Source organism: Methylocystis sp. Sn-Cys, assembly GCF_016745395.1.
Classification (GTDB): domain Bacteria; phylum Pseudomonadota; class Alphaproteobacteria; order Rhizobiales; family Beijerinckiaceae; genus Methylocystis; species Methylocystis iwaonis.
The window spans coordinates 833,107-854,314 of the sequence record NZ_JAERVJ010000001.1 but is presented as its reverse complement, the minus strand read 5'-3'; the positions used below and the strand labels follow the sequence as shown (position 1 = coordinate 854,314).

Here is a 21,208-nt window from a genome sequence, read left to right as displayed (position 1 = left end):
CGGGCGCGGGCTATTAATTTTTGTGGTTTTTAGAGAGCATGCCGCATGCGCACGATGACAATCTCTCTCTCAGACCAACAGGCCCGCCGTATCCAGCTAGCGGTGGAAACGGGCGCCTATGCATCGAATAGCGAGGTGCTCCGTGAAGCGCTTCGCCTTTGGGAGCAACGCGAGGAAATCCGCGCGCTCGAACTCGAGCGACTCAAGCAGGCCTATGAGACCGGCCTGGCGAGCGGCCCCGGACGCGAGGTGGAAGCAGATTCGCTGCTGGCCGAGTTCAAAAGGAAAGCCGGCCTGAGTAGCTAGGGTCACCCTCACGCCGGCTGCGGAAGCGGCGCTTTTCGATATATGGGCGACAGTGGCGCTCAATAATGTCCGAGCGGCCGACGGGCTTTTCCAACGCATAATGAAGAAAGCGCGACTTGCAACGCCCGCATCCTCGTCGAGGGGCGCTACCTGATTATTTACGAGCCTGCGGAAGACGGCCTCACAATCATCGCCATTGTTCATGGCGCGAGAGACCCCGAAAGCTGGCTCGCGGGCTGAATTCTCCACCACTCCCGACGCGCCGCCCCTTGCGCTTCCTTCTCGGGCTTGCCAAAGTCACCGCCCCCGGCGCGCCGCGTCAATGAACGAGACGGTTTCCAAGGCGATGAAGGTTACGATCGAGAGAGCGGCGCTGTTGCGGGCGCTCGGCCATGTGCATCGGGTGGTTGAACGGCGCACCACGATCCCCATTCTCGCCAACGTGCTGATCGACGCCAGGGACGGAACGCTGACGCTGAAGGCGACCGACCTCGATCTCGAGATCACCGAAAAGGCGCCGGCCGAGGTCGGGCAGGCCGGCGGCGCCACCCTTCCCGCCCATACGCTCTATGACATCGTCCGCAAGCTGCCCGAAGGCGCGCAGGTGTCGCTCGACGGCTCGGGAGAAGCCGGCCAGCTCACGCTGCGCTCGGGGCGTTCGCGTTTCAACCTGTCGACGCTGCCCGAAAGCGACTTCCCCGACGTGACCTCGGGCGAATTCAGCCATAGCTTCTCGCTGGCGCCCGCCGATCTCAAGCGGCTCATCGAGAAGACGCAATTCGCCATCTCCAACGAAGAGACCCGCTATTATCTCAACGGCATCTACATCCACGCGATGGAGGTCGAGGGCCAGTTGATGCTGCGCGCGGTGGCGACCGACGGCCACCGTCTCGCCCGTCTTGAGCTGCCGGCGCCGGAAGGCTGCGCGGGCATGCCGGGCGTCATTCTCCCCCGCAAGGCGGTGCAGGAGGTGCAGCGCCTCATCGAAGACGCACAGGGCGAGGTGCTGGTCGAGCTCTCGACCAATAAGATGCGCTTCTCCTTCGGCGACGCGCTGCTGACGACGAAGCTCATCGACGGCACCTTCCCCGACTACGGCCGCGTCATACCGGCAGGCAACGACAAGCGTCTGACCGTGGAGCGCGACGTCTTCGCCAAGGCGGTCGATCGCGTCTCCACCATTTCGTCGGAGCGCGGCCGGGCGGTTAAGCTCGCTCTGACGGAAGGCAAGCTCGTGCTCTCGGTCACCAACCCCGATCAGGGCTCGGCGGTCGAGGAGATCGAAGCCGATTACGACGGCGCGCCGCTCGACGTCGGCTTCAACGCCAGATATCTCCTCGACATCACCCAGCAACTCGACAGCGACACGGCGCTCTTCAAGCTCGCCGATCCGGGCTCGCCGACGCTGATCCAGGACCGCGACGGGGCGAGCGCGCTTTACGTGCTGATGCCGATGCGCGTCTAACGGCGTTCGGCGCCTACGAAGCGCCCGGCATGGCGGAGCGGGCGCGACGGCGTGTAGCGCTTCTGAGCGCTTGCGAGCGGCGAGGCGGCGCGTCATTGTCAAAAAGCCACGTTCCTACAGAACAAAGGCTTCCATGCTGGATTTCTATGTCCCTCTCTGGCCCTGGCTCGCCGCCTGCTTTGCCGTGGGTGCAGCGATGGGCGCTCTGGCCCCGGGGAAAACGAGGGGCAAGAGCCCTGCCCGCTGGCTGATATGGTTCTGCCTCGCAGCGATCGCCGGAGCCGCTGCAATCGCGCTTGGGGCCGTTGAAGGGACCGTCTCCCTCCATATAGAAGCCGCGCTCGCTTGCTTTGCCGCCTTCCTGATCGGGGCCGGCGCCGCCGCCCTCATCTTCCAGCGCTCGCTCGCCGGCCATGAGGCCTGGGCGCTCGGGCTCATTCCCGCGGCGCTCCTGTGGTGGGGCGCATCAGAGTTCACGGAGCCCGCCTATGAGGCGGAGCTGCAAAAACGCGTCGCAGCGCTGGCCCAGACGGCGGGCGTCGATCCCTCGGGCATGGCGCCGCGCGAGGTGACGGCGCCCCCGGCAGTCGCCGCGAACAAGGAACTGAATGTGGCGGCCCCCGTGCCGGAAGCGTCACCGACGCTTGCGAACGCCCCTGCTCCTGCGCCTGCGTCTCAGCCGCCGGCCGAATTAGACCACACCGCCTGCCAGCGCGCGCTGGACGCTGTCCAGGTCTCCGACCCGGTCGCCTTCCGCGAAGCGCGCGCCACCGTCAACCGGCGCACCGCGCTTGCGCTCGACAAGGCCGCCGAAGTCATTCGCCAGTGCCCCGAAGCGACGATCGAAGTGCGCGGCCATGGCGACGGCGGCGCCGAGGACGATCTCTTGTCGCGCCGCCGCGCGCTGGCGGCCGTGCATTATTTGCGCCTGGAAGGCGTTTCTGGCCATAAACTCGTCGCCATAGGCTGCTGCGAGAAGGCGGGCGAGGCGCGCCGCCCCGTCGCGATCGAATACATCTTGCGCTGAGCGGCACAGCTTTTGTTTTCGAGAGAGGAACGGCCCGGATAAGCCGTGCGGCGCCGTTCGCTGGAGAGAAAGACCGCCTTGGACGCCATCACGCCGCCCGTTCACGCCGCAACCGTCGCCGCGCTGAAGGAAGAGGTGCTGCATCGCCTCACCTTCACGATCTGCAAGGACGCCGCGGCGGCCAGCCCGCGCGACTGGTTCGTCGCCACCGCGCTGGCGGCGCGCGACCAGGTGGTCGAGTCCTGGCTCGCCTCGACCAAGCGCAATTACAGCGAAGATCGCCGCCGCGTTTATTATCTCTCGCTCGAATTCCTCATTGGCCGGCTTCTGATCGACACGCTGACCAATCTCGGCCTCACCGCCGCGATGCGCGACGCGCTCGCCGAGCTCGGCGTCGATCTGGACAGACTGCGCGACGTCGAGCCGGACGCGGCGCTCGGCAATGGCGGGCTGGGGCGCCTCGCCGCCTGCTTCATGGACAGCATGGCGACGCTGGAAATCGCCGCCTGCGGCTATGGCATCCGCTACGACCACGGCCTGTTCCGCCAGACGATCAAAGACGGCTGGCAGCACGAATATCCAGAGGATTGGCTCTCCTTCGGAAACCCCTGGGAGTTCCCGCGCCCGGAAATCACCTATGACATCGGCTTTGGCGGGCATGTTGAAACGACGCGGCTCCCGGATGGCGCGGCTGCGCATGTGTGGCGGCCCGGCGAGACGATCGTCGCAGTCGCCTATGACACGCCGGTGGTCGGCTGGCGCGGCAAGCATGTGAACACGCTGCGCCTATGGTCGGCGCGCGCCCTCGATCCGCTGCGTCTCGACGCCTTCAACCAGGGCGACCATGTGGGCGCGCTCACCGAGCAGGTGCGCGCCGAGGCGATCTCCAAGATTCTCTATCCCAGCGACGCAACGCCCGCCGGCCAGGAGCTGCGGCTGCGGCAGGAGTATTTCTTCGTCTCCGCGTCACTGCAGGATCTCATCCGCCGCCACATGAAACAGACCGGCGACATCACCAAGCTCGCCGAAAAAACCGCGATCCAGCTCAACGACACACATCCCGCAATCGGCGTCGCCGAGCTGATGCGTCTTCTTGTCGATGTCCATGGCGTCGAATGGAAGATGGCCTGGAAGATCACTCAGGCGACCTTCGCCTATACCAATCACACACTGCTGCCCGAGGCGCTGGAGACCTGGCCGGTATGGCTGATGGAGAAGCTGCTGCCGCGCCACATGCAGATCATCTATCTCATCAACGCCATGCATCTCGACGGCTTACGCGAGAAGGGCGTTGCGGATTCCGGCGTGCTCTCTTCCGTCTCGCTCATCGACGAGCACAATGGACGCCATGTCCGCATGGGTCATCTCGCCTTTCTCGGCTCGCATAAGGTCAATGGCGTTTCCGCCTTGCACAGCGAATTGGTGAAGGAAACGGTTTTCAAAGATTTCCACCGTCTTTCCCCGGATCGCATCGTCAACAAGACGAATGGCGTGACCTTCCGGCGTTGGCTGCTCGAGGCCAATCCGCCGCTGTCGCGACTGCTTGCGGAGACGATCGGAACAAGCGTCTTCGACGACGCCACACTGCTCAACAAGCTCGAAGCCTTCGCGGACGACCCCAATTTCCAGAACCGCTTTGCCGCCGCCAAGCGCGAAAACAAGGAGCGGCTCGCCACTAAAATCTTCGAGAGCGTCGGCGTCAGGGTGGACCCCCACGCGCTCTTCGACGCGCAGATCAAACGCATCCACGAATATAAGCGCCAGCTACTCAATGTGCTGGAGACTGTCGCGCTCTATCTCGACATCAAATCGCAGCCGAGCCGCGATTTCGTGCCGCGCGTGAAAATCTTCGCCGGCAAGGCGGCGGCGAGCTATCATCAGGCGAAGCTCATCATCAAGCTCGCGAATGACGTCGCGAGCATTGTAAACGCCGACGCCGCGACGCGCGATCTGCTCAAGATTGTTTTCCTGCCGAACTACAATGTCAGCCTGGCGGAAATCATCATCCCCGCCGCCGATCTCTCTGAGCAGATTTCGACCGCCGGCATGGAGGCTTCCGGCACTGGCAATATGAAATTCGCGCTCAACGGCGCGCTGACCATCGGCACACTCGACGGCGCCAATGTCGAAATCAAGGAACATGTCGGCGACGACAATATCTTCATCTTCGGCCTGAACGCGCAGCAAGTGGCGGAAAGCCGTGCGCGCGGAATAGACGCGCGCGAGACGATTGCGGCGAGCCCACGTCTCGCCGAAGCGCTGCAGGCAGTGGCGAGCGGCATGTTCTCGCCCGACGATCCGCATCGCTATGCGCAGCTCGTCGATACGCTGACCTATTACGATCACTTCTTGATTACGAAGGATTTCGATAGCTATTGCGAGACGCAGCGCAAGGTCGACGCGCGTTGGCGCGACCAGAAGGCGTGGCGACGCTCGTCAATTCTCAATACCGCGCGCGTGGCGTGGTTCTCGTCCGACCGCACCATTCGCGAATATGCGGAAGAGATTTGGAAGGTTGAGGTTTAATACGGTTTCCGTTTGAACAGCGCGCGCCGGGCCGTGTCATTCCCGGCGGGCTGAAAGCCCGACCGGGAATCCAGAGCCACAAACAAGAGCGCTGGTTTTGCCCAGAGCCCGTCATTGCGAGCGAAGCGAAGCAATCCAGGGCAGCGATGCGGCCCTGGATTGCTTCGTCGGCTCCGCCTCCTCGCAATGACGGCGGTGAGTCCCTGTGTGTCCAAACGGCGCGAGCGTCGGGAATGACAGCGGCCCAAGTCTCGGACTATCACCCAACCGAGCGGCGCGACGAGCGCAGCGGCGAGCGGAGTTGAAGCTTGGTCACCTTGCGGGGCTCGGGCGGCGGCTCGAGCGCCAGAGGCGCTTCTTCGCGCTCGATGAGCGCCACTCTTGTTTCGGCAAACTCCTCGACGACGCGCCGACCGCTCTCTGTCTCGGACACATGAGCTGCGCCGTTCAACACGCCGCCACGCGTCACCTCTATGGCGCCGCAGTCCCATTTGCCTTCGACGCGGCCCATGGCGCGAACGGCGAGCAAATCTCGCGCAGCGATGTCGGCATTGACGTAGCCGGAGATGTCGGCGGTCGACGCCTCGATCTTGCCTTTGACGACTCCCGTCGGCCCAACGAGCAGGTGGCGGCAATCTATCTCGCCATCGAACGAACCGTCGACCACGACGCTGCCGCGCGCCTTGATCGCGCCCGTTAGCTCGGCGCCTTGTCCGATATAGATGGAATCTTCCTCTTCCGGCCTGAACGTCGCCATGTCGATCCCCTCTTCGCGCAATTCCCAGCTCGCTTGAACGATTCGCTACGGGCGCAAGCTTAATCCGTTTTCGCGCTTTTGCGGGTCGATTTCGTTTTCCTTCTCAACACTTATGTGGATAAACGACGTTCAGACCAATAAGCAGGCGCAGGCTTGAGCGGCCGCCGCCTCGATCAGTGTTGATGAACATATCTGCCCGGCGCGGGCTCGAGTGGCACGAAGCCTTTTTCCGGCGCGCCCATCTGGGGCGCAGCTACGCGCTCCTTGGCGCTCTCGCGCTCCAGCCATGACGCCCATGCCGGCCACCATGAGCCTTCAAAAAGCTTGGCGCGTTCGCGCCAATGCTCGGCGCTGACGTAGCGGTCGTTTCGCGGGCGCACGGCGAGATGATAACGCCGCCCCTCGTGACCGGGCTCGGAAACAATGCCGGCATTGTGCCCGCCATTGGTGAGCACGAAGGTCAGATCGTTATCCGTAAAGAGGTGAACCTTATAGACGGAGCGCCATGGCGAGATGTGGTCGGTCTCCGTGCCGACGACGAACATGGGAACGGAAATATCCTTCAAGGCGATCACATCGTCATTGACGGCGTAGCGCCCGGCGGTCAGCCGGTTTTCCAAAAACAGACCGCGCAGATATTGCGCATGCATGAGATAGGGCATGCGCGTCTGATCCGCGCTCCAGGCCATGAGATCGGAGGCGTGATCCCTCTCGCCCAGGAAATATTCCTGTATCGCGCGCGCCCAGAAGAGCTCGTTGGAGCGCAGCGCCATGAAGACGCCGGACATCTGATACGTGTCGAGATAGCCCTGATCCCACATCATATCTTCGAGAAACGCGACCTGCGCTGCATCGACAAAGAGCATGAGGTCGCCGGGCTCGCTGAAGTCGGTTTGCGAGGCAAGGAGCGTCATCGACGCCAGCCGATCGTCGCCGTCGCGCGCCATTGTCGCCGCCGCAATGGAGAGCAGCGTTCCGCCGAGGCAATAGCCGGCCGCATGGATCTTGCGTCCGGGCAAGACAGCGTTGACGACCTCGATCGCTTCCATGACGCCGAAGGTGCGATAGTCGTCGAACTCGACGTCGCGGTCCTTGGCCGTCGGATTACGCCAGGAGATCATGAACACGGTGAAGCCGCGCTCGACCAGATAGCGCACAAGCGAATGATGCGCGGCAAGGTCGAGAACGTAATATTTCATAATCCAGGCGGGAACGATCAGGATCGGCTCGGCCGCCACATTTTCCGTCGTCGACTGATATTGAATCAGCTCCATGAGATGGTTGCGGAAGATCACCTCGCCCGGCGTCGCCGCAACATCCTTGCCGATTTCATAGCCATTGTCGCCCTTGCCGGATTGCGCCGCGACGTCGAGAAAATCCTGAATGAAAAATTCGAGCCCGCGCAGCAAATTGGCCCCGCCTTCCCGCTGGGTTCGATCCATGACGACGGGATTGAGCCAGGGAAAGTTCGAGGGCGAAAAGACGTCGATATATTTCGTCGCGAGAAAAGAGACGCGCGCGGCGTTGTTCGGCCGCATGCCGCGCAACTCTCTCGTCGCCTTGCGCCACCATTGCTGCTGCGACAGAAACGCCTGCTCGAAGAAGAGATAGGGAAAAGCCGCCCAGGCCGGATCATTGAAGCGTCTATCGGAAGGCTCGGGCGCAAAGGGGCGCTCCGCCTTGTCGCTGACGAGATTATGCATGCCGAAATGGGCAAGCCGCGCGGCCGACGAAAAAGCCTCCGTCGTCAATTCGAGCTGACGTCCCGGAGACTGCGCGAGATGCGCCGCCCAGTCGATCCAGGCCGAGATTTGCGCATGCGGCGAAATGCCCTGGGTAAAGCGCGCGATGGTCGCCTGCGCAACGCGATCGACGGTCTCGAAAGATTGCGGCCGCGTCAACGACATGAGCGGCGGCGGCGCGCGGCGCTCGAGTGCGCGAGGAGCGTTCACGCTGCGCTTTCCAACAGGCTGGTCCATGGCTGGCCCTTTACGTCCACCCCACTCTGCCGCTGCATTATAGCAAATGCGTGAAGATCAGGCTAAGGGCCTTCCGCCAGCAGCTCGGTGATCGAGCCGTTTTCATGACGCCGACTGATCGCTTGCGCGAAGAGATCAGCAACTGAAACGATGGTTAAGCGCTCTCCCAGCGCTTGCGCCGTTGCGTCGTCGCCATGCAAAGGAACGGCGTCTGTAATGACAACGCCGTCGATCGGCGCGTCCCGCAGAGTCTGCGCCGCGGCCTTGGCGAAGACGCCATGCGTCGCCGCGACAAAAACCCGGGCGGCGCCATGCGTGCGACACGCCGCCGCAGCCCGCGCCGACGTGCCGCCTCCCGCGATCAGATCGTCCAGTATGATGGCGATGCGGCCGTTGACGTCGCCCGCGAAAATCTCTCCCGTCACCTCTCCTTCGCTGCGCGTCTTATCCATGAAAGCTTTGGCGACAGGACGTCGCAACATGCGATCCAGCCGTTGGCGAAACAACTCGGCGCGTTTCTCGCCGCCGAGATCGGGAGAGACGACCGCGGCGGGCGCTTCGCCGATCAGAGGCTCGAAGTGGCGCGCGAAAAGCGCATGAGCGTCGAGCGGAATTGTCTCGCAACGAAAAGCGTTTTCGAATGCAGCGATGTTGTGGACGTCGACGGTCATCACCGCATCTGTCCGCATGGCCTCGAAGAGCTGCGCCACATAACGCGTGGTGATCGGATCACGTGGCTTGGTGCGACGGTCCTTGCGCGAAAAGCAGAGATAAGGCGCCACCGCCGTCACCCGCGCCGCCCCGGAATCCTTCAGCGCGCCGATGAAAAACAGAAGCTTCAGAAGCTTATCGGCGCTGCTCGCGCCTGATTCGCCATGCAGGCTGAAGAGCACATAGGCGTCATGGCCGCGCACGCTCGTAAGCGGGCGCAACTTATATTCGCCGTCTTCGAAAGCGCGCTCTTCGAGCGGCGCGAGCTCGACGCCAAGCCTTTGCGCGACCGCCTCGCCAAAAGCGCGGCTGGAGCTCAGCGCAAAGAGAGAGAGCTTCCCCATGACGACGCCTATGCCTCCACGAGCCAGGATGCGATGCGCGGCCATTCATTTGCGATCGTGCTGCGCCCCATGAACAGCGCAAGATGGCCGCAGGGGGCGATCGCCGTTTCCACCGCGCCAGCGACAAGATCAGCGCCGGCCAGAGCCTGCCCCGGCGGCGCGATTGTGTCATGCTCGCCGACGAGCAGAAACAGGGGTTTGTCCAGCGCGCAAATATTCGCTGTCTTTCCCAGGGCCGGAAAGGCGCCGCGCGCCAGTAGATTCTCACGGAAAAGACGGCAGAACACTTCGCGGTAGTAGGGGCCCGGCAGATCGACGACGCGTTTGTCCCAACGCTGGAAGGCGACGACGGCGGCCTGTTCAGGAGGCGACGAAAAAGGCGGCCGGAGCTGCAGCGAGTCGACGAGCCGCCTCTCCTCGCAATCCTCTCTGGGCCAGAGCGGCGCCATCTGTTCGCCTCTCACAATGCCGCCGCCGCTCTCAATCAACCGATCGATGACATGGTTCGTCGTTTTTTCCACCGGCTCGGAGAGCGCAGAGCATGCAGCTTTCAGATCGATGGGCGCGCCGGCCAGCACGATGCGGCGGACCTTATTGGGAAAGCGCGCGGCGTAGATGAGGGAAAACCAACCGCCCTGGCACGGGCCGATCAGATCGACTGGCCCGCCGATCTCATCCACCGCGACATTCAGCGCCGCAAGCTGTGCGTCGATGCCGACCATTCGGGTCTCGGAAGTGGCCGACTTCCAGTCGGCGAGATAGAGCCTTTCGCATCCATTTTGCCGCAAGGCTTCAACGATGCTGTGGCCGGGCGCGAGATCGGCAAGCTGCGCGTCATGCAGCGCGTAGGGCCCGACGATCAGCGCGGGCGCGCCTGCGTCCGAGGTTGAAAAATCCCACAGACGAAGCGCATCGAGCTCGAGCACGAGCCGATTGGGCGTGCACCACTCGGGCCCGGCGCCCATCGCAGGCGGCGGAAAAGCCGCCGCTTCGAGCGTGCGGCGCCATATCTCCATGGTCAGGAGCGGCCAGGCGAAAGGATTTCGCGTCCATATGTCCCAGGCCATGACATTTTCCATCATGATCGAAGGCGGCCTATCATATGTGATGAAACGGCAGGAATGCGAATGGCTGAAAAGCTCGAACCAGGCGCTTCCGACAACGCGCTTTCGATTCGCGACAAGCTGCGCTTTCTCTGCGCGCCCGCCGCCTATCCGCATAAGCCGGCCATGGTCCAGTTGGTCGAGACGCATATGTCCTATGTCTTCCTTGCTGGCGCGCGCGCCTACAAGCTGAAGAAACCGGTGCGTTATCCTTTTCTCGACTTCTCGACCATCGAGGCGCGCGAGCGCGATTGTCGCGAGGAGCTGCGCCTCAACCGCCGCCTGTCGAGAGACGTCTATCTCGACGTGGCGCCGCTCAAGGCGGTGGGCGATCGACTATCGTTTGACGATACGGGCGAAATCGTCGACTGGCTCGTCGAAATGCGGCGCCTGCCGGGCGAGCTCATGCTCGACGCGCTGCTCCGCACAAAGGGCTTGTGCGATTCACAGATCACAGCTGTCTGCGAAACGCTCGCACAATTCTACCGGCGCACGGAGCGCTCAAAAATCGGGCCCGAGCAATATATCGCGCGCTTCGCTGCCGAGCAGGACATCAATCGCGCAATGCTGACGCATCCCGGGATCGACGGCGCCCCGCAGATCCTCGAGCGTCTCGACGCGCGCCTGACCGCCCAACGCCCGCAGCTCGAAGCGCGCGTCACGGCGGGGCGCATCGTCGATGGCCATGGCGATCTGCGCCCGGAGCATATTTGCCTCACCGAGCCCGTGGTCATTTTCGATTGTCTCGAATTCAACGCGGAGCTGCGTCAGGTCGATCCTTTCGACGAGGTGGCGTTTCTGGGCGTCGAATGCGCGCAACTCGGCGCGCCGCACCTCTTGCGCCGCTTCATCGAGGCGCTTGCGTCGCATTTGGAAGAGGCCGTCCCGCCATGGGACTTGATCTGGCTTTACGCCGCCTGGCGCGCCGCGCTGCGCGCGCGCCTCTCCATCGCGCATCTCTTAGATGCGTCGCCGCGCCACCCGGAGAAATGGGCGCCTCTCGCAAATCGTTATCTTGGTCTCGCTGCGCGGGCGCTCGACGGCGGGTTTTAATAAAGGGAGGAGGATTTGCCGTTCCAGGATCGTCAAGAAGCCGGCCAGCGCCTTGCCGAAGCGCTCGAGCGCTTCAAGAGCCCTGACACTGTCGTCTTCGCGCTGCCGCGCGGCGGCGTTCCTGTCGCCGCGCAAATCGCCAAGGCGCTCGGCGCGCCGCTCGATCTCGTGCTGGTGCGCAAGATCGGCGTTCCCTTCCAGCCCGAGCTTGCCATGGGCGCGATCGCCGACGGCGGCGAGTTGGTCGTCGCGCGCAACGAGGACGTCATCGCGCTCGCGGGCGTGACCGAAACGCAGTTTCATCGCGCAGTCTCGCAGGAAACCGCGGAGATCGAACGCCGCCGCCGTCTTTATCTTGGCGGGCGCGAATGCGCCGACGCGAAAGGTCGCGTTGCGATCGTCGTCGACGACGGCGTGGCGACCGGCGCCACGACGCGCGCGGCGCTCCGGGCAGTCCGCGCCCGCGCGCCAAAAAAGCTGATCCTCGCCGTGCCGGTGGCGCCGACGGAGAGTCTCGGAGAGCTGCGCGCCGAGGCCGACGAGATTATCTGCCTGGAGTCCCACGAGTATTTCCTGGGGGTGGGCTGCTACTACGCCGATTTCAGCCAGACTGAAGACGATGAGGTCATCGACCTTCTCGACCGCTATGGCGCCGAAGCGACGCGCGGCTAAATGCCTCCAAGGCGAAGAGGCAAGGCCCCGTTAGGCTGAATGTCGCAAAATCGACTCGCTATCCAACTGACATGAGGCGCTGGAAGCGCCCAATGAGAGGGAAGGAAGACATGCAGCCGACCAAAAACACACGCGCGTCGGAGAAGACCGAGCCAGGCCGTTATGTCCGTTTCTTTTCGCAGATCGGGATCGCCGACGTGCCGCTCGTCGGCGGCAAGAATGCGTCGCTCGGCGAATTGTATCGCGAGCTGACGGCGAAAGGCCTTCTCATTCCCAACGGTTTTGCCGTCACTGCCGAAGCCTATCGGCATGCGCTCGACGCCGCCGTCGCTTGGCCCGCGTTGAAGGAATCGTTGCAAGGGCTCAATCCGGACGACGTCGATGATCTCGCCCGCCGCGCCGCCCGTGCGCGGGAAATCGTCTATGGCGCCGGCCTGCCGGCGGATGTCGAAGCGGATATTCGCGCGGCGCTCGCGCGGTTGACCGAAGAATATGGCGCCGAGCTGACGGTCGCGGTGCGCTCTTCCGCGACGGCGGAGGATTTGCCGAGCGCGAGTTTCGCCGGCCAGCACGACACCTATCTCAATATTCGCGGCGAAGCGGCGACGCTCGACGCGGTGCGCCATTGCTTCGCAAGTCTCTTCACGGATCGCGCCATCCGTTACCGGATCGACAACGGCTTCGATCATTTCAAAGTGTTCAACTCCGTCGCCGTCATGAAGATGGTGCGCTCGGATCTCGCCGCCTCCGGCGTGATTTTCACCATCGACACGGAGACCGGCTTCGAGGACGTCGTCTTCATCACCGGCGCCTATGGGCTCGGCGAAAATGTCGTGCAGGGCGCGGTCGACCCGGATGAATTCTATGTCTTCAAGCCGACCTATGCGCAAGGCAAGCGCGGCGTGCTGAAACGGGCTTTGGGCCCCAAGAAGATCAAGATGATCTTTTCCAGCGGCGGCCGCGTGACCACGCGCAATATTCCCACCGACCGCAAAGAGCGCGAGAAATTCTGCATCACGGACGACGAGGTTCTGACGCTTGCGGGCCAGGCCATCGAGATCGAAAAGCACTACAGCGCCAAGGCGCGCGAACATCGCCCGATGGACATTGAATGGGCAAAGGACGGCGTCGACGGCAAGCTCTATATCGTGCAGGCGCGGCCCGAGACCGTCGCGTCGCGGCGCAACCGCAATGTCGTCGAGGAGTATAAGGTCAAGAAACACGGCGCGGTGAAGGTCGAAGGCCGCGCCGTCGGGGCCAAGATCGCTTTCGGCAAGGCCCGCGTCATCGCGCATTCGACCGAGTTGTCGAGCTTCTTGCCGGGCGAGATTCTCGTCGCCGACACCACCTCGCCCGATTGGGGCACGGTGATGAAATCGGCCGCCGCCATCGTCACCAATCGCGGCGGTCGCACCTGCCACGCGGCGATCGTCGCGCGCGAGCTCGGCATTCCAGCCATCGTGGGCACGGATCGGGCGACGCATGTCATCCGCACGGGCGACCTCATCGCCGTGAGCTGCGCCGAGGGAGATGTCGGCAAGGTCTATGAGGGCGAGATCGATTTCGAGGTCGTGAAAACGGATCTCGCCAATCTGGCGCGGCCCGCGACGCATGTAATGATGAATGTCGGCAACCCCGATATCGCCTTCGGCATTTCGGCGCTGCCCAATGACGGCGTCGGGCTTGCGCGCATGGAGTTTATCATCGCCGAGTCGATCAAGGCGCATCCGATGGCGCTCATCCACCCCGAACGTCTCGACGCAAAGGAGCGCGCCGAAATCGAGCGGCTGACGGCGCAATATGAGAGTCCCAGCACATTCTTCGTCGAGCGCCTCTCGGAAGGCGTCGCGACCATCGCCGCCGCATTCTATCCCAAGCCCGTCGTCGTGCGCATGTCGGACTTCAAGAGCAACGAATATGCGTCGCTCCTGGGCGGCCGCGTTTTCGAGTGCCATGAGGAAAATCCGATGATCGGTTTCCGCGGCGCGTCGCGCTACGCCCACCCAAATTATCGCGAGGGTTTTGCGCTGGAATGTGCGGCGATGAAGCGGGTGCGCGACGATCTCGGTCTCACCAACGTCAAACTGATGATCCCCTTCTGCCGCCGCATCGACGAAGCCCAGAAGGTCGTCGCGCTGATGAGCGAATTGGGCCTCGAGCGCGGCAAGGACGGGCTCGAGATTTTCGTGATGTGCGAGATACCCAATAATGTGCTGCTGATCGACGCCTTCTCGCAACATTTCGACGGTTTCTCGATTGGATCGAACGACCTCACTCAGCTCACGCTCGGCGTCGATCGTGACTCGGCGATTGTGGCCTTTGATTTCGACGAACGCGACGAGGGTGTGAAGACGATCATCCGCATGGCGGTCGAGGGTGCGCAACGCAATGGACGTCATTGCGGCATCTGTGGCCAGGCGCCATCGGATTATCCTGAGATTGCGGAGTTTCTGGTGCGCCTCGGGATCGATTCGATCAGCCTGAACCCCGACACCATCCTGCGCACAACGACGCGCATCGTCGACGTCGAAAAAACACTCGGGCGCGCGCCAAAAGCGCGCTAGGGCTTGAAAGACAGGCCGCCAGCGACAGGTTCCGTTCGTCGCCTTCGTCGAACGCGACGCTCGTACCCGGCGCTTAAATGCTGCGGGTCATTGTGAGCGAAGCGACGCCATCCAGAGCGGCCTTGCGGCCCTGGATGGCGCCGCCGCTAAGCCCTCGCAATGACGCGTTCAGCGGTGTAGCCGCAGTGGAAGGATGTCTGGCATGAACCCTGTCAAATTTGCTGTCGCGGCGGCATTCGCTTGTGGAGCCGTCTCCATTGCGCCGAGCGCGGCGTCGGCGATGCCGATCGCCAATGTCGGCCTCGTTCCGGCGCCGCAGATCGAGGATGTGGCCGCCGTGCGCGTGTGCAACGCCTATGGCCATTGCTGGTGGAGAGCGACAGGCCCTTATTACGGCTATAGGCGCCCCTATTACGGCGCCTATCGTTATGGCTGGCGCCGTCCCTATGGCTACCACTACGGATGGCGCCATCCTCACTACCGCCATTACGGTTATGGCTGGCGTGGCGGGCATGGCGGCGGCTGGCATCACGGCTTCGGCGGGCGCGGCCACTGGCGTTGACATCGCGAAAAACGGCCCGGCGGTACCTTCGCGCTCGGGCCGTTTTTCTCCAGCGGACCAAGCCGCTGGCGCATTGGAGAGTTAACGCCTGATCGGGCGATTACAAGGCAGGCCATTGGCGGATTGGCGGCAATGGCCTTTTCCGATCATTGGCCCGGCGCGACCTTGTGTGATCACGCGAAATATGCGGACGTGCGCTTGCCGGCTATTTGCAGAAGAAGACTCTGGTCAACCCCGATAACGCCATCCGTGCCCGCCACCGAGGCGCCGAGCAGGATCGCATTCGCCGCACCCGACCCCGTATAGGACGCGCTCGTCGGGTCGACGCTGTTGGAGTCGTACATGGCGGCGAAGCGCGAGATGAAGGCTTCGAGCTTTTTGGGGTCCTGGAAATCCTTGATGTTCAGCTTTTGGTTCAAGAGCCGATATTGCGTGTCGACGGGCTGCGCCTTTGTGAGCGGCGAAATGCCAAGGGCGGTTTGCACCACGGTCAAGATGTTTTTATCGGCGAGTATGCCATAGGCGCTGGTGATGCTCGGCGCATGTTGCTTGAAATAGAGCGCCAGTTGGACGCCCGGATTTTGCTGGCCCTGATCCGTCTCCAGCGCATTTTCCGTGTAGCGGTTGACGACGCTGGAAACGAGCGTGGACGACTTGGTCGTATCGGCGCCTTTGGCGGCGAAGTCGAAAGCCTTGGCGAATGCCTGAATATTAGGATCGTTGAGCTTGTTTGCGAGCGCCTTGCTGCTTGTCACCCCCTGCTGCAAGACCTGCTTCATGAGGCCCTTGGCGTAGGTCCGGTCGCCCAGCCCAAAAGCTGACATCGCGTAGTTGAAGAGGCGCGGATTTTTGATCAAATCATCCGCGTTTTTTACCTTTCCGATATTCTCTTGGAAGTATTTGTTCGCTGTCGAGATCTCAGGCTTTTTGGCCTCTATCGCCTGCCACTTGCTCAAATTTTTCGAGATCTGCTGATAGCTGGAAATCGTCGACACTTTTGGGCTCCGGGGAAGACGAGGCGGGGGTCGAAATTCATCTTCGAGCGGCGCGCCGATTCTACCGAATCAACTTAGCCCAGAAGGCTTGCCAAAACCTTATCGGCAACACGGAGATTGCGCGCATCGCCGCAAGCCTTGCATCGCAAGATCGGCGGCGTCTCACGAGGTCGCGCGCGGCTTGTCGACGAGGCCGGGCGCGGGCGGCTTGACGAGCTCATCCAGATCGGGCTCGCCGCAATTCGCCAATATTGCGCGTCTCGCCGCGTCGCGCAGCTTCAGCAAGGAAGCGAAATCCTTTTCGGCGGGGCTTATGGGTTTTCCGATCGTGACGCCGAGCGGCGCCCACCTTGGAAACCACTGCTCGCCGCGCAGCATGGAGCGCGTTCCGCGCAATGCGCCTGGGACGACGGCGAGGCCCGCCTCCGCGGCGGTTTTGAAGGCGCCGAGATAGAAGCCTGAAAGTCCCGCCCGGCGCGTGAATGTGCCCTCGGGGAAATAAACCAGATTGCGGCCTCCCCGCGCCGCCGCGATGAGCGCGTCGATGTCGCCGAGGCTGCTCGCGACATCGTAACGATCGACAAATTGCACCCCGAGGCGACGCAGGAATGGTCCGGCGAACATCTGCCGCGCCAGCTCCTTTTTGGCGACGAAAGCCGGCGCGCCCGGCAATATGGCGGTAAGGAGGATGGCGTCGGCGTAGCTCGAATGGTTGAAGACGAGCATGGCGTTGCCGTTCGGGATATTTTCCAATCCGCTCGCGGAGATTGGAACGCGCAACGCGGCGAGCGCGCCATTGGCGAGGCGTCGCACGAAAGCCCAACGTCGTCCCAGCCCCGGAAGCGCCATCACGCCCAACCAAGCGGCCGCATAGCTCGAACCGACAACCAGCCACCACCAGACCGCATAAAGGCCGCCGCCGACGAAACTCAGGGAACGGCGCAATTGCGGACCGAGACCCGCGAGCGCCAGGTGTAAAAATTGCCGCCATACTGGCTGCTGCGGCCCCCCGACGGCGCCGCGCTCGTAAAGAGCCTTGGCGGCGCTTCTGCGAATTTTGCCGCTCGACGTCTTTGGAACGCTGCGCGGCGGCGCCAGCACGATCTCGTCGGCGATCGTCCCGCTGATGTCCGTCGTGACCTCCTGCACCTTTGTTTCGAGCCCTGCGCGCGCCGATGGGTCGGTTTCGGCGGTTTCGGCGAGCACGACGACGCGCTCGGTTCCCGAACGCGGATCAGCGGCGCCGAAGACGGCGACGCAGCCTTTGCGAATCCCGGGGATGCGCGCAACGGCCTCCTCGATCTCCTGCGGATAGAGATGCTGGCCGGCGCGAATGATGATGTCCTTGATCCGCCCGGTGATGAAGACGTCGCCATTGGCGATATAGGCGCGGTCGCCGCTGTCGAGCCAGCCGTTGTGAATGAGCTCGCGGGTCTTCGCCTCATTCATGAAATAACCCGCCGTCGCCGAAGGGCCGCGGAATTCGAGGCGCCCTTCCTGGCGCTCGCCCAACTCACGCCCGCCCTCGTCGACGATGCGTATGTCGTTGCCCGGCAAGGGCTGGCCGCTGGCCGCGAGTTCGATCGCCTTGGCGTCCGCTTCGCGCGCCGGCTTTGCAAGGCCACGGTGAGTCAAAGCGTCCCGCTCGATACGATCGATCAAAGGGCGACGGCCGGTCGGCGGAAAGGCGAGGCCGACGGCGTTCTCGGCAAGGCCATAGACGGGCGCCATGGCCTCTTCCCTGAAGCCGAAGCGGCGAAACTTCTCGCAAAAGCGGCGGAGCGTATAGACGCTCACCGGCTCGGCGCCATTGGCGACCATGCGCAAGGAACCAAGATCGAGTCCAGCAAGGCTCCCTTCGTCCACCTTGGCGACGCATAGCTCGAAGCCGAAATTGGGCGAGGCGCTCAAAGTCGCGCGAAAGCGGTGCAGGGCCCAGAGCCAGTTCGCCGGCCGCGCCAGGAAGCTCAGAGGCGACATGACAAACAGCGGCGCGGCGAAATAAAGCGAGCCGAGCCAGGCGCCGATGAGCCCCATGTCGTGATAGAGCGGCAGCCAGCTCACGAACACATCCTTGGAGCTTGCGCCGATCGCCGCGCCCATCGCTCTCACATTGGCGAGCAGATTGGCGTGGCTGAGCACGACGCCTTTGGGATCGCCGGTGCTGCCGGACGTGTATTGGATCAGCGCGATGGATCTCTCGTCGCGCGACGTGGGCAAGGCGACGTCCTCGGCGGTTGAAAGGCTTGCGGCGCTTTCGATGGAGTCGAGGCTCTCGACCTGTGCGCGCAAGAGCTGCGCAAGGCGCAGCCCCTCGGGCATGGTGACGAGAATCCGCGCGCCGGCGTTGCGCAGAATCCCGGTCTGGCGTTGCAGATGATCCTCGATCTGCGACAGCCGCATCGGCGGATAGATCGGAACCGGCGTCGCGCCGGCATATAAAATTCCAAAGAACACCGTGAAGAAATCGAGCCCTGTCGGGAGCATGATCGCGACCCTGTCGCCGGGCACGATATCCCGCTCAACGAGGCCAGCCGCAACACGGCGCGCCTGCGATGCGAGTTGTCCATAGGTCAGCTCGCCGATGATTTTGCGGTCATCCTCCAGCACGCTGAGATGGCGCCGCTCCGGATGATGCGCGACATGCCATTCGAGCGCCTCGATCAGGGTGCGCGCCGTGGTTGGCGTCGCCGCGCTCGGCAATGGCGGCGCCGCCGCGACCACGCTCGGTTCGGCGCCCGCCCCAGTCGCTGGCGCGAGTTCGAGCGCCGCAAGCAGATCGCCGACCGTCTCGGCCTGGCTGACGGCGTCGAAGGCTAAGCGAACGCCGAAGCGCCGCTCCATGCGCGCGCTCAGCTCCGTTCGCGCCAAGCTGTCTATGCCGAGGTCCTGTTCGAGCCTGCTCTCCGCTCGAACGCCGAAAGGCTGGCTCTGCTTCGGGCGCAGCTCATGCGAAAGCTCTTCCAGCAAAGCGATGAGGGCGACCGCGCGCGACGGCCCGCCCGAGGCGGCGTCAGATCGCGCATTTGCGTTCATGTCCATAAGCGGCGCAGCGCCTGAAACGGGACCTCGTTCTTTCGTTAGCTAGAGCGACTTCCTGAAAAATTCAGGGCGCTTTTCGATAAGAACGCGCGCTATTCCGGCGCCTTTTCGGCGATCGGCATGACGCGGCTGGCCTGCGGCCCCTGCGCGCCTTCCTCTTCGACGAAGTTCACGCGCACGCCGAGCTCCAGATGGTCGAAACCCGGCTCCCTCACGCTATTGCGGTGGAAATAGATTTCGCGACCATCGACGCTCTCGAGAAAACCATAGCCGTCCTCGCGCATCAGCCTTTTCACGACCCCAGTCGGGGCCTCCTCGTGATGCTTCACCTTCCCGCGCATTTGCCCGACCTGATCCTGTAGCTGGCGTCCGGCGCGGCTGAAGGCGTCGTTGAGGGCAAATTCGAAGCGCTGAAAACGCTCGTCGAGATGCGGGGTGCGGTCGACGGCGACCTCCCGCTCGTCCGGCAGGGCCAGGTAAATATGAACTTCGTAAAGGCCGCCGGTGCGATGGCGCCCGCTCGGCGCCTCGACCACGACACGGCAGGCTGTCATCCGCCCGAATTTATCCTCGAGCCGCTGGATGTGTTCCAAAATTTGCTGACGGTAAACAGGCGATGGCTCCATGCCCTGAAAATCGATTTGAGGCGTTGTCTCCATGCTCCCGGCTCCCTGCTAGGGCTAGGGCGGCCGCGGCCCGCCCCGTTGTGAGCATCTAGGTCCGAGCCGGACATGAGCCAGCCTTGCGGCTGCGACATTTTGTTAGACTGACGACCGGAAGCAGCGCTTCACCATCGCCAGCTTCGCCGCCTTTTAAATTCGCTCCGTTCGCGATCACTGGCGACAGTGTGCGCATTTAGTCGTGACGCGGGGCGCCCGCGTCTTTGCGCCAACGTCTCTGTTCGCCGCAGCGGCTGCCAGCGTGGCGTGACAGTCTTCTGCGCCGAACGAAGCGCATGCAGCATGGGCTCGCATAAAAGGCGCCCGGCGCAGGGATCGTGACGATGCATCGGATCCCATAAGCCCATCGGCGTCCAGATGTTTCGATCATGCCATTCGGGCATGCCGAGAATAGGGTAGAGACATACGCCGCGCAGCGGCGCGCCTTCGCAAAGCAGCGTCTCGCACGCAGCCGCGACCTCGAGCAGCCATGGTCCGCGATTGTCGCCGACGTGGCTCGTTTCCGTGATCATCACATCGCGGCCGTAGCGCTTGCAAACCGCGCGGATGAGATCGGCGAGCGGCGCGCGGCGCGGATCGTCGTCGGCAAGCGGCGGGATGACCCCTTGCGCATTTGGGAGGCCATCGAGCGCCCATTGATTTGTCCAATAATAATTGATCCCGACGACGTCGAGATGTTTAGGGCTGCCGCCCAGTTCCGGGAGCAGCCGCCCGCAAAGCATGTCCCAGGATTGGAAGACCAGCGCTTCGTTGAAATGATGGGCTTGCGCCGCAAGATCGGGCCGGTCGGGGGGCGCGACCACCCGGCAGAGCGGATCGACATTGACGAAACGCGCAGTCGGACAAGCAGCGCGGATGGCGTCTATGCCCGCGATCGCCGCGCGCGCGAGGGCGACCTTGAGCTCGAAGCCGCGGCCCGTCGCATGCGGCGCGAACAAGCCTTTTTCGCCCGCCGCATAAGACATGAACGACGGTTCGTTTACCGGGGTGAAAACATGAGGGCCGTCCATATGCGCGGCGACATAGCGCGCGAAGGCGTAGCAGTAAGCCGCGAAGCGCCGGGGAAAAGCATTCGACCAGAGATCGAGGTCGTCGGGAAAGCCGTAGTGGAAGAGATCCCAGATCACTTCCACATGGTGACGCTTCGCCGCCTCGATGAAGGGCTTCACAGTGGAAAAGTCGTGGCGGCCCGCAATATCGACAAGCGGCCAGCGAACCGTTTCCCGAACTGCGTGCAATCCGACCCCGGCGATGTCGCGGTAATCCTCGTCGACCAAGGCGTCATGGCCGGTCGCGGCCACGTGATCGAACCATTCGCCATGCCGGTTGTAGCCGGTCGAGCCCTCGAAGCCGGCAAGAAAGAAGCTGCGAAACATAATTTTCCTCCGCATTCATTATTGGCCAAAGAGGAGGCGAAATGCG

16 protein-coding genes are annotated in these 21,208 nt (G+C 63.1%); 8 read left to right on the top strand and 8 right to left on the bottom strand.

What is annotated here, in order from left to right; all coding sequences use genetic code 11:
• Nucleotides 1-45: 45 nt before the first annotated feature.
• The 4 genes from JJT62_RS03980 (at nt 46) to JJT62_RS03965 (ending at nt 5,324) form a co-directional block, all read left to right on the top strand.
• Nucleotides 46-306: a type II toxin-antitoxin system ParD family antitoxin gene (locus tag JJT62_RS03980; RefSeq protein ID WP_202071349.1), complete on the top strand. Its 261-nt coding sequence runs from the start codon at nt 46-48 to the stop codon at nt 304-306.
• 346 nt (nt 307-652) lie between these two features.
• Nucleotides 653-1,771 carry a DNA polymerase III subunit beta gene (gene dnaN / locus JJT62_RS03975; protein WP_202071535.1) on the top strand — a complete coding sequence of 373 codons (1,119 nt, stop codon included), beginning with the start codon at nt 653-655 and terminating at the stop codon, nt 1,769-1,771.
• Between the two features lie 133 nt (nt 1,772-1,904).
• The gene (locus JJT62_RS03970; RefSeq protein ID WP_202071348.1) at nt 1,905-2,798 is read left to right on the top strand and encodes an OmpA family protein; all 894 of its coding nucleotides are present in this window, start codon (nt 1,905-1,907) and stop codon (nt 2,796-2,798) included.
• A gap of 45 nt (nt 2,799-2,843) precedes the next feature.
• On the top strand, nt 2,844-5,324 hold the full coding sequence (locus tag JJT62_RS03965; protein ID WP_202071347.1) for a glycogen/starch/alpha-glucan phosphorylase: 2,481 nt from the start codon (nt 2,844-2,846) through the stop codon (nt 5,322-5,324).
• A gap of 259 nt (nt 5,325-5,583) precedes the next feature.
• On the opposite strand, the gene JJT62_RS03960 is transcribed toward JJT62_RS03965, so the two are convergent.
• The 4 genes from JJT62_RS03960 to JJT62_RS03945 form a co-directional block, all read right to left on the bottom strand.
• Nucleotides 5,584-6,081, bottom strand: coding sequence for a polymer-forming cytoskeletal protein (locus tag JJT62_RS03960; protein WP_202071346.1), 498 nt, complete (start codon nt 6,079-6,081; stop codon nt 5,584-5,586).
• Between the two features lie 173 nt (nt 6,082-6,254).
• Nucleotides 6,255-8,060: an alpha/beta fold hydrolase gene (locus JJT62_RS03955; protein ID WP_202071345.1), complete on the bottom strand. Its 1,806-nt coding sequence runs from the start codon at nt 8,058-8,060 to the stop codon at nt 6,255-6,257.
• A gap of 62 nt (nt 8,061-8,122) precedes the next feature.
• Nucleotides 8,123-9,115 (bottom strand): ribose-phosphate pyrophosphokinase, encoded by a 993-nt coding sequence (locus JJT62_RS03950; protein WP_246744672.1) that lies wholly within the window; start codon nt 9,113-9,115, stop codon nt 8,123-8,125.
• 8 nt (nt 9,116-9,123) lie between these two features.
• Nucleotides 9,124-10,182 carry an alpha/beta fold hydrolase gene (locus JJT62_RS03945; RefSeq protein ID WP_202071343.1) on the bottom strand — a complete coding sequence of 353 codons (1,059 nt, stop codon included), beginning with the start codon at nt 10,180-10,182 and terminating at the stop codon, nt 9,124-9,126.
• Between the two features lie 60 nt (nt 10,183-10,242).
• Here JJT62_RS03945 and JJT62_RS03940 point away from each other — a divergent pair, with 60 nt between their 5' ends.
• The 4 genes from JJT62_RS03940 (at nt 10,243) to JJT62_RS03925 (ending at nt 15,069) form a co-directional block, all read left to right on the top strand.
• Nucleotides 10,243-11,271 (top strand): hypothetical protein, encoded by a 1,029-nt coding sequence (locus JJT62_RS03940; RefSeq protein WP_246744671.1) that lies wholly within the window; start codon nt 10,243-10,245, stop codon nt 11,269-11,271.
• 15 nt (nt 11,272-11,286) lie between these two features.
• Nucleotides 11,287-11,943: a phosphoribosyltransferase gene (locus JJT62_RS03935; RefSeq protein WP_202071342.1), complete on the top strand. Its 657-nt coding sequence runs from the start codon at nt 11,287-11,289 to the stop codon at nt 11,941-11,943.
• Nucleotides 11,944-12,053: 110 nt separating this feature from the next.
• Nucleotides 12,054-14,507: a phosphoenolpyruvate synthase gene (gene ppsA, locus JJT62_RS03930; protein ID WP_202071341.1), complete on the top strand. Its 2,454-nt coding sequence runs from the start codon at nt 12,054-12,056 to the stop codon at nt 14,505-14,507.
• Between the two features lie 202 nt (nt 14,508-14,709).
• Nucleotides 14,710-15,069: a hypothetical protein gene (locus JJT62_RS03925; protein WP_202071340.1), complete on the top strand. Its 360-nt coding sequence runs from the start codon at nt 14,710-14,712 to the stop codon at nt 15,067-15,069.
• Between the two features lie 173 nt (nt 15,070-15,242).
• Here the strand turns inward: JJT62_RS03925 and JJT62_RS03920 are convergent, their stop codons facing one another.
• From JJT62_RS03920 to JJT62_RS03905, 4 genes are all read right to left on the bottom strand, one after another.
• A complete protein-coding gene (locus JJT62_RS03920) occupies nt 15,243-16,064 on the bottom strand; it encodes a DUF1217 domain-containing protein (RefSeq protein WP_202071339.1) in 822 nt (273 codons plus the stop codon).
• A 162-nt stretch (nt 16,065-16,226) separates the two neighbouring features.
• Nucleotides 16,227-19,106: an AMP-binding protein gene (locus JJT62_RS03915; RefSeq protein ID WP_202071338.1), complete on the bottom strand. Its 2,880-nt coding sequence runs from the start codon at nt 19,104-19,106 to the stop codon at nt 16,227-16,229.
• 92 nt (nt 19,107-19,198) lie between these two features.
• Nucleotides 19,199-19,660 (bottom strand): cold-shock protein, encoded by a 462-nt coding sequence (locus JJT62_RS03910; protein ID WP_246744670.1) that lies wholly within the window; start codon nt 19,658-19,660, stop codon nt 19,199-19,201.
• Between the two features lie 233 nt (nt 19,661-19,893).
• Nucleotides 19,894-21,162, bottom strand: a complete 1,269-nt coding sequence (locus JJT62_RS03905) for a glycoside hydrolase (protein WP_246744669.1) — start codon at nt 21,160-21,162, stop codon at nt 19,894-19,896.
• Nucleotides 21,163-21,208 lie beyond the last annotated feature (46 nt).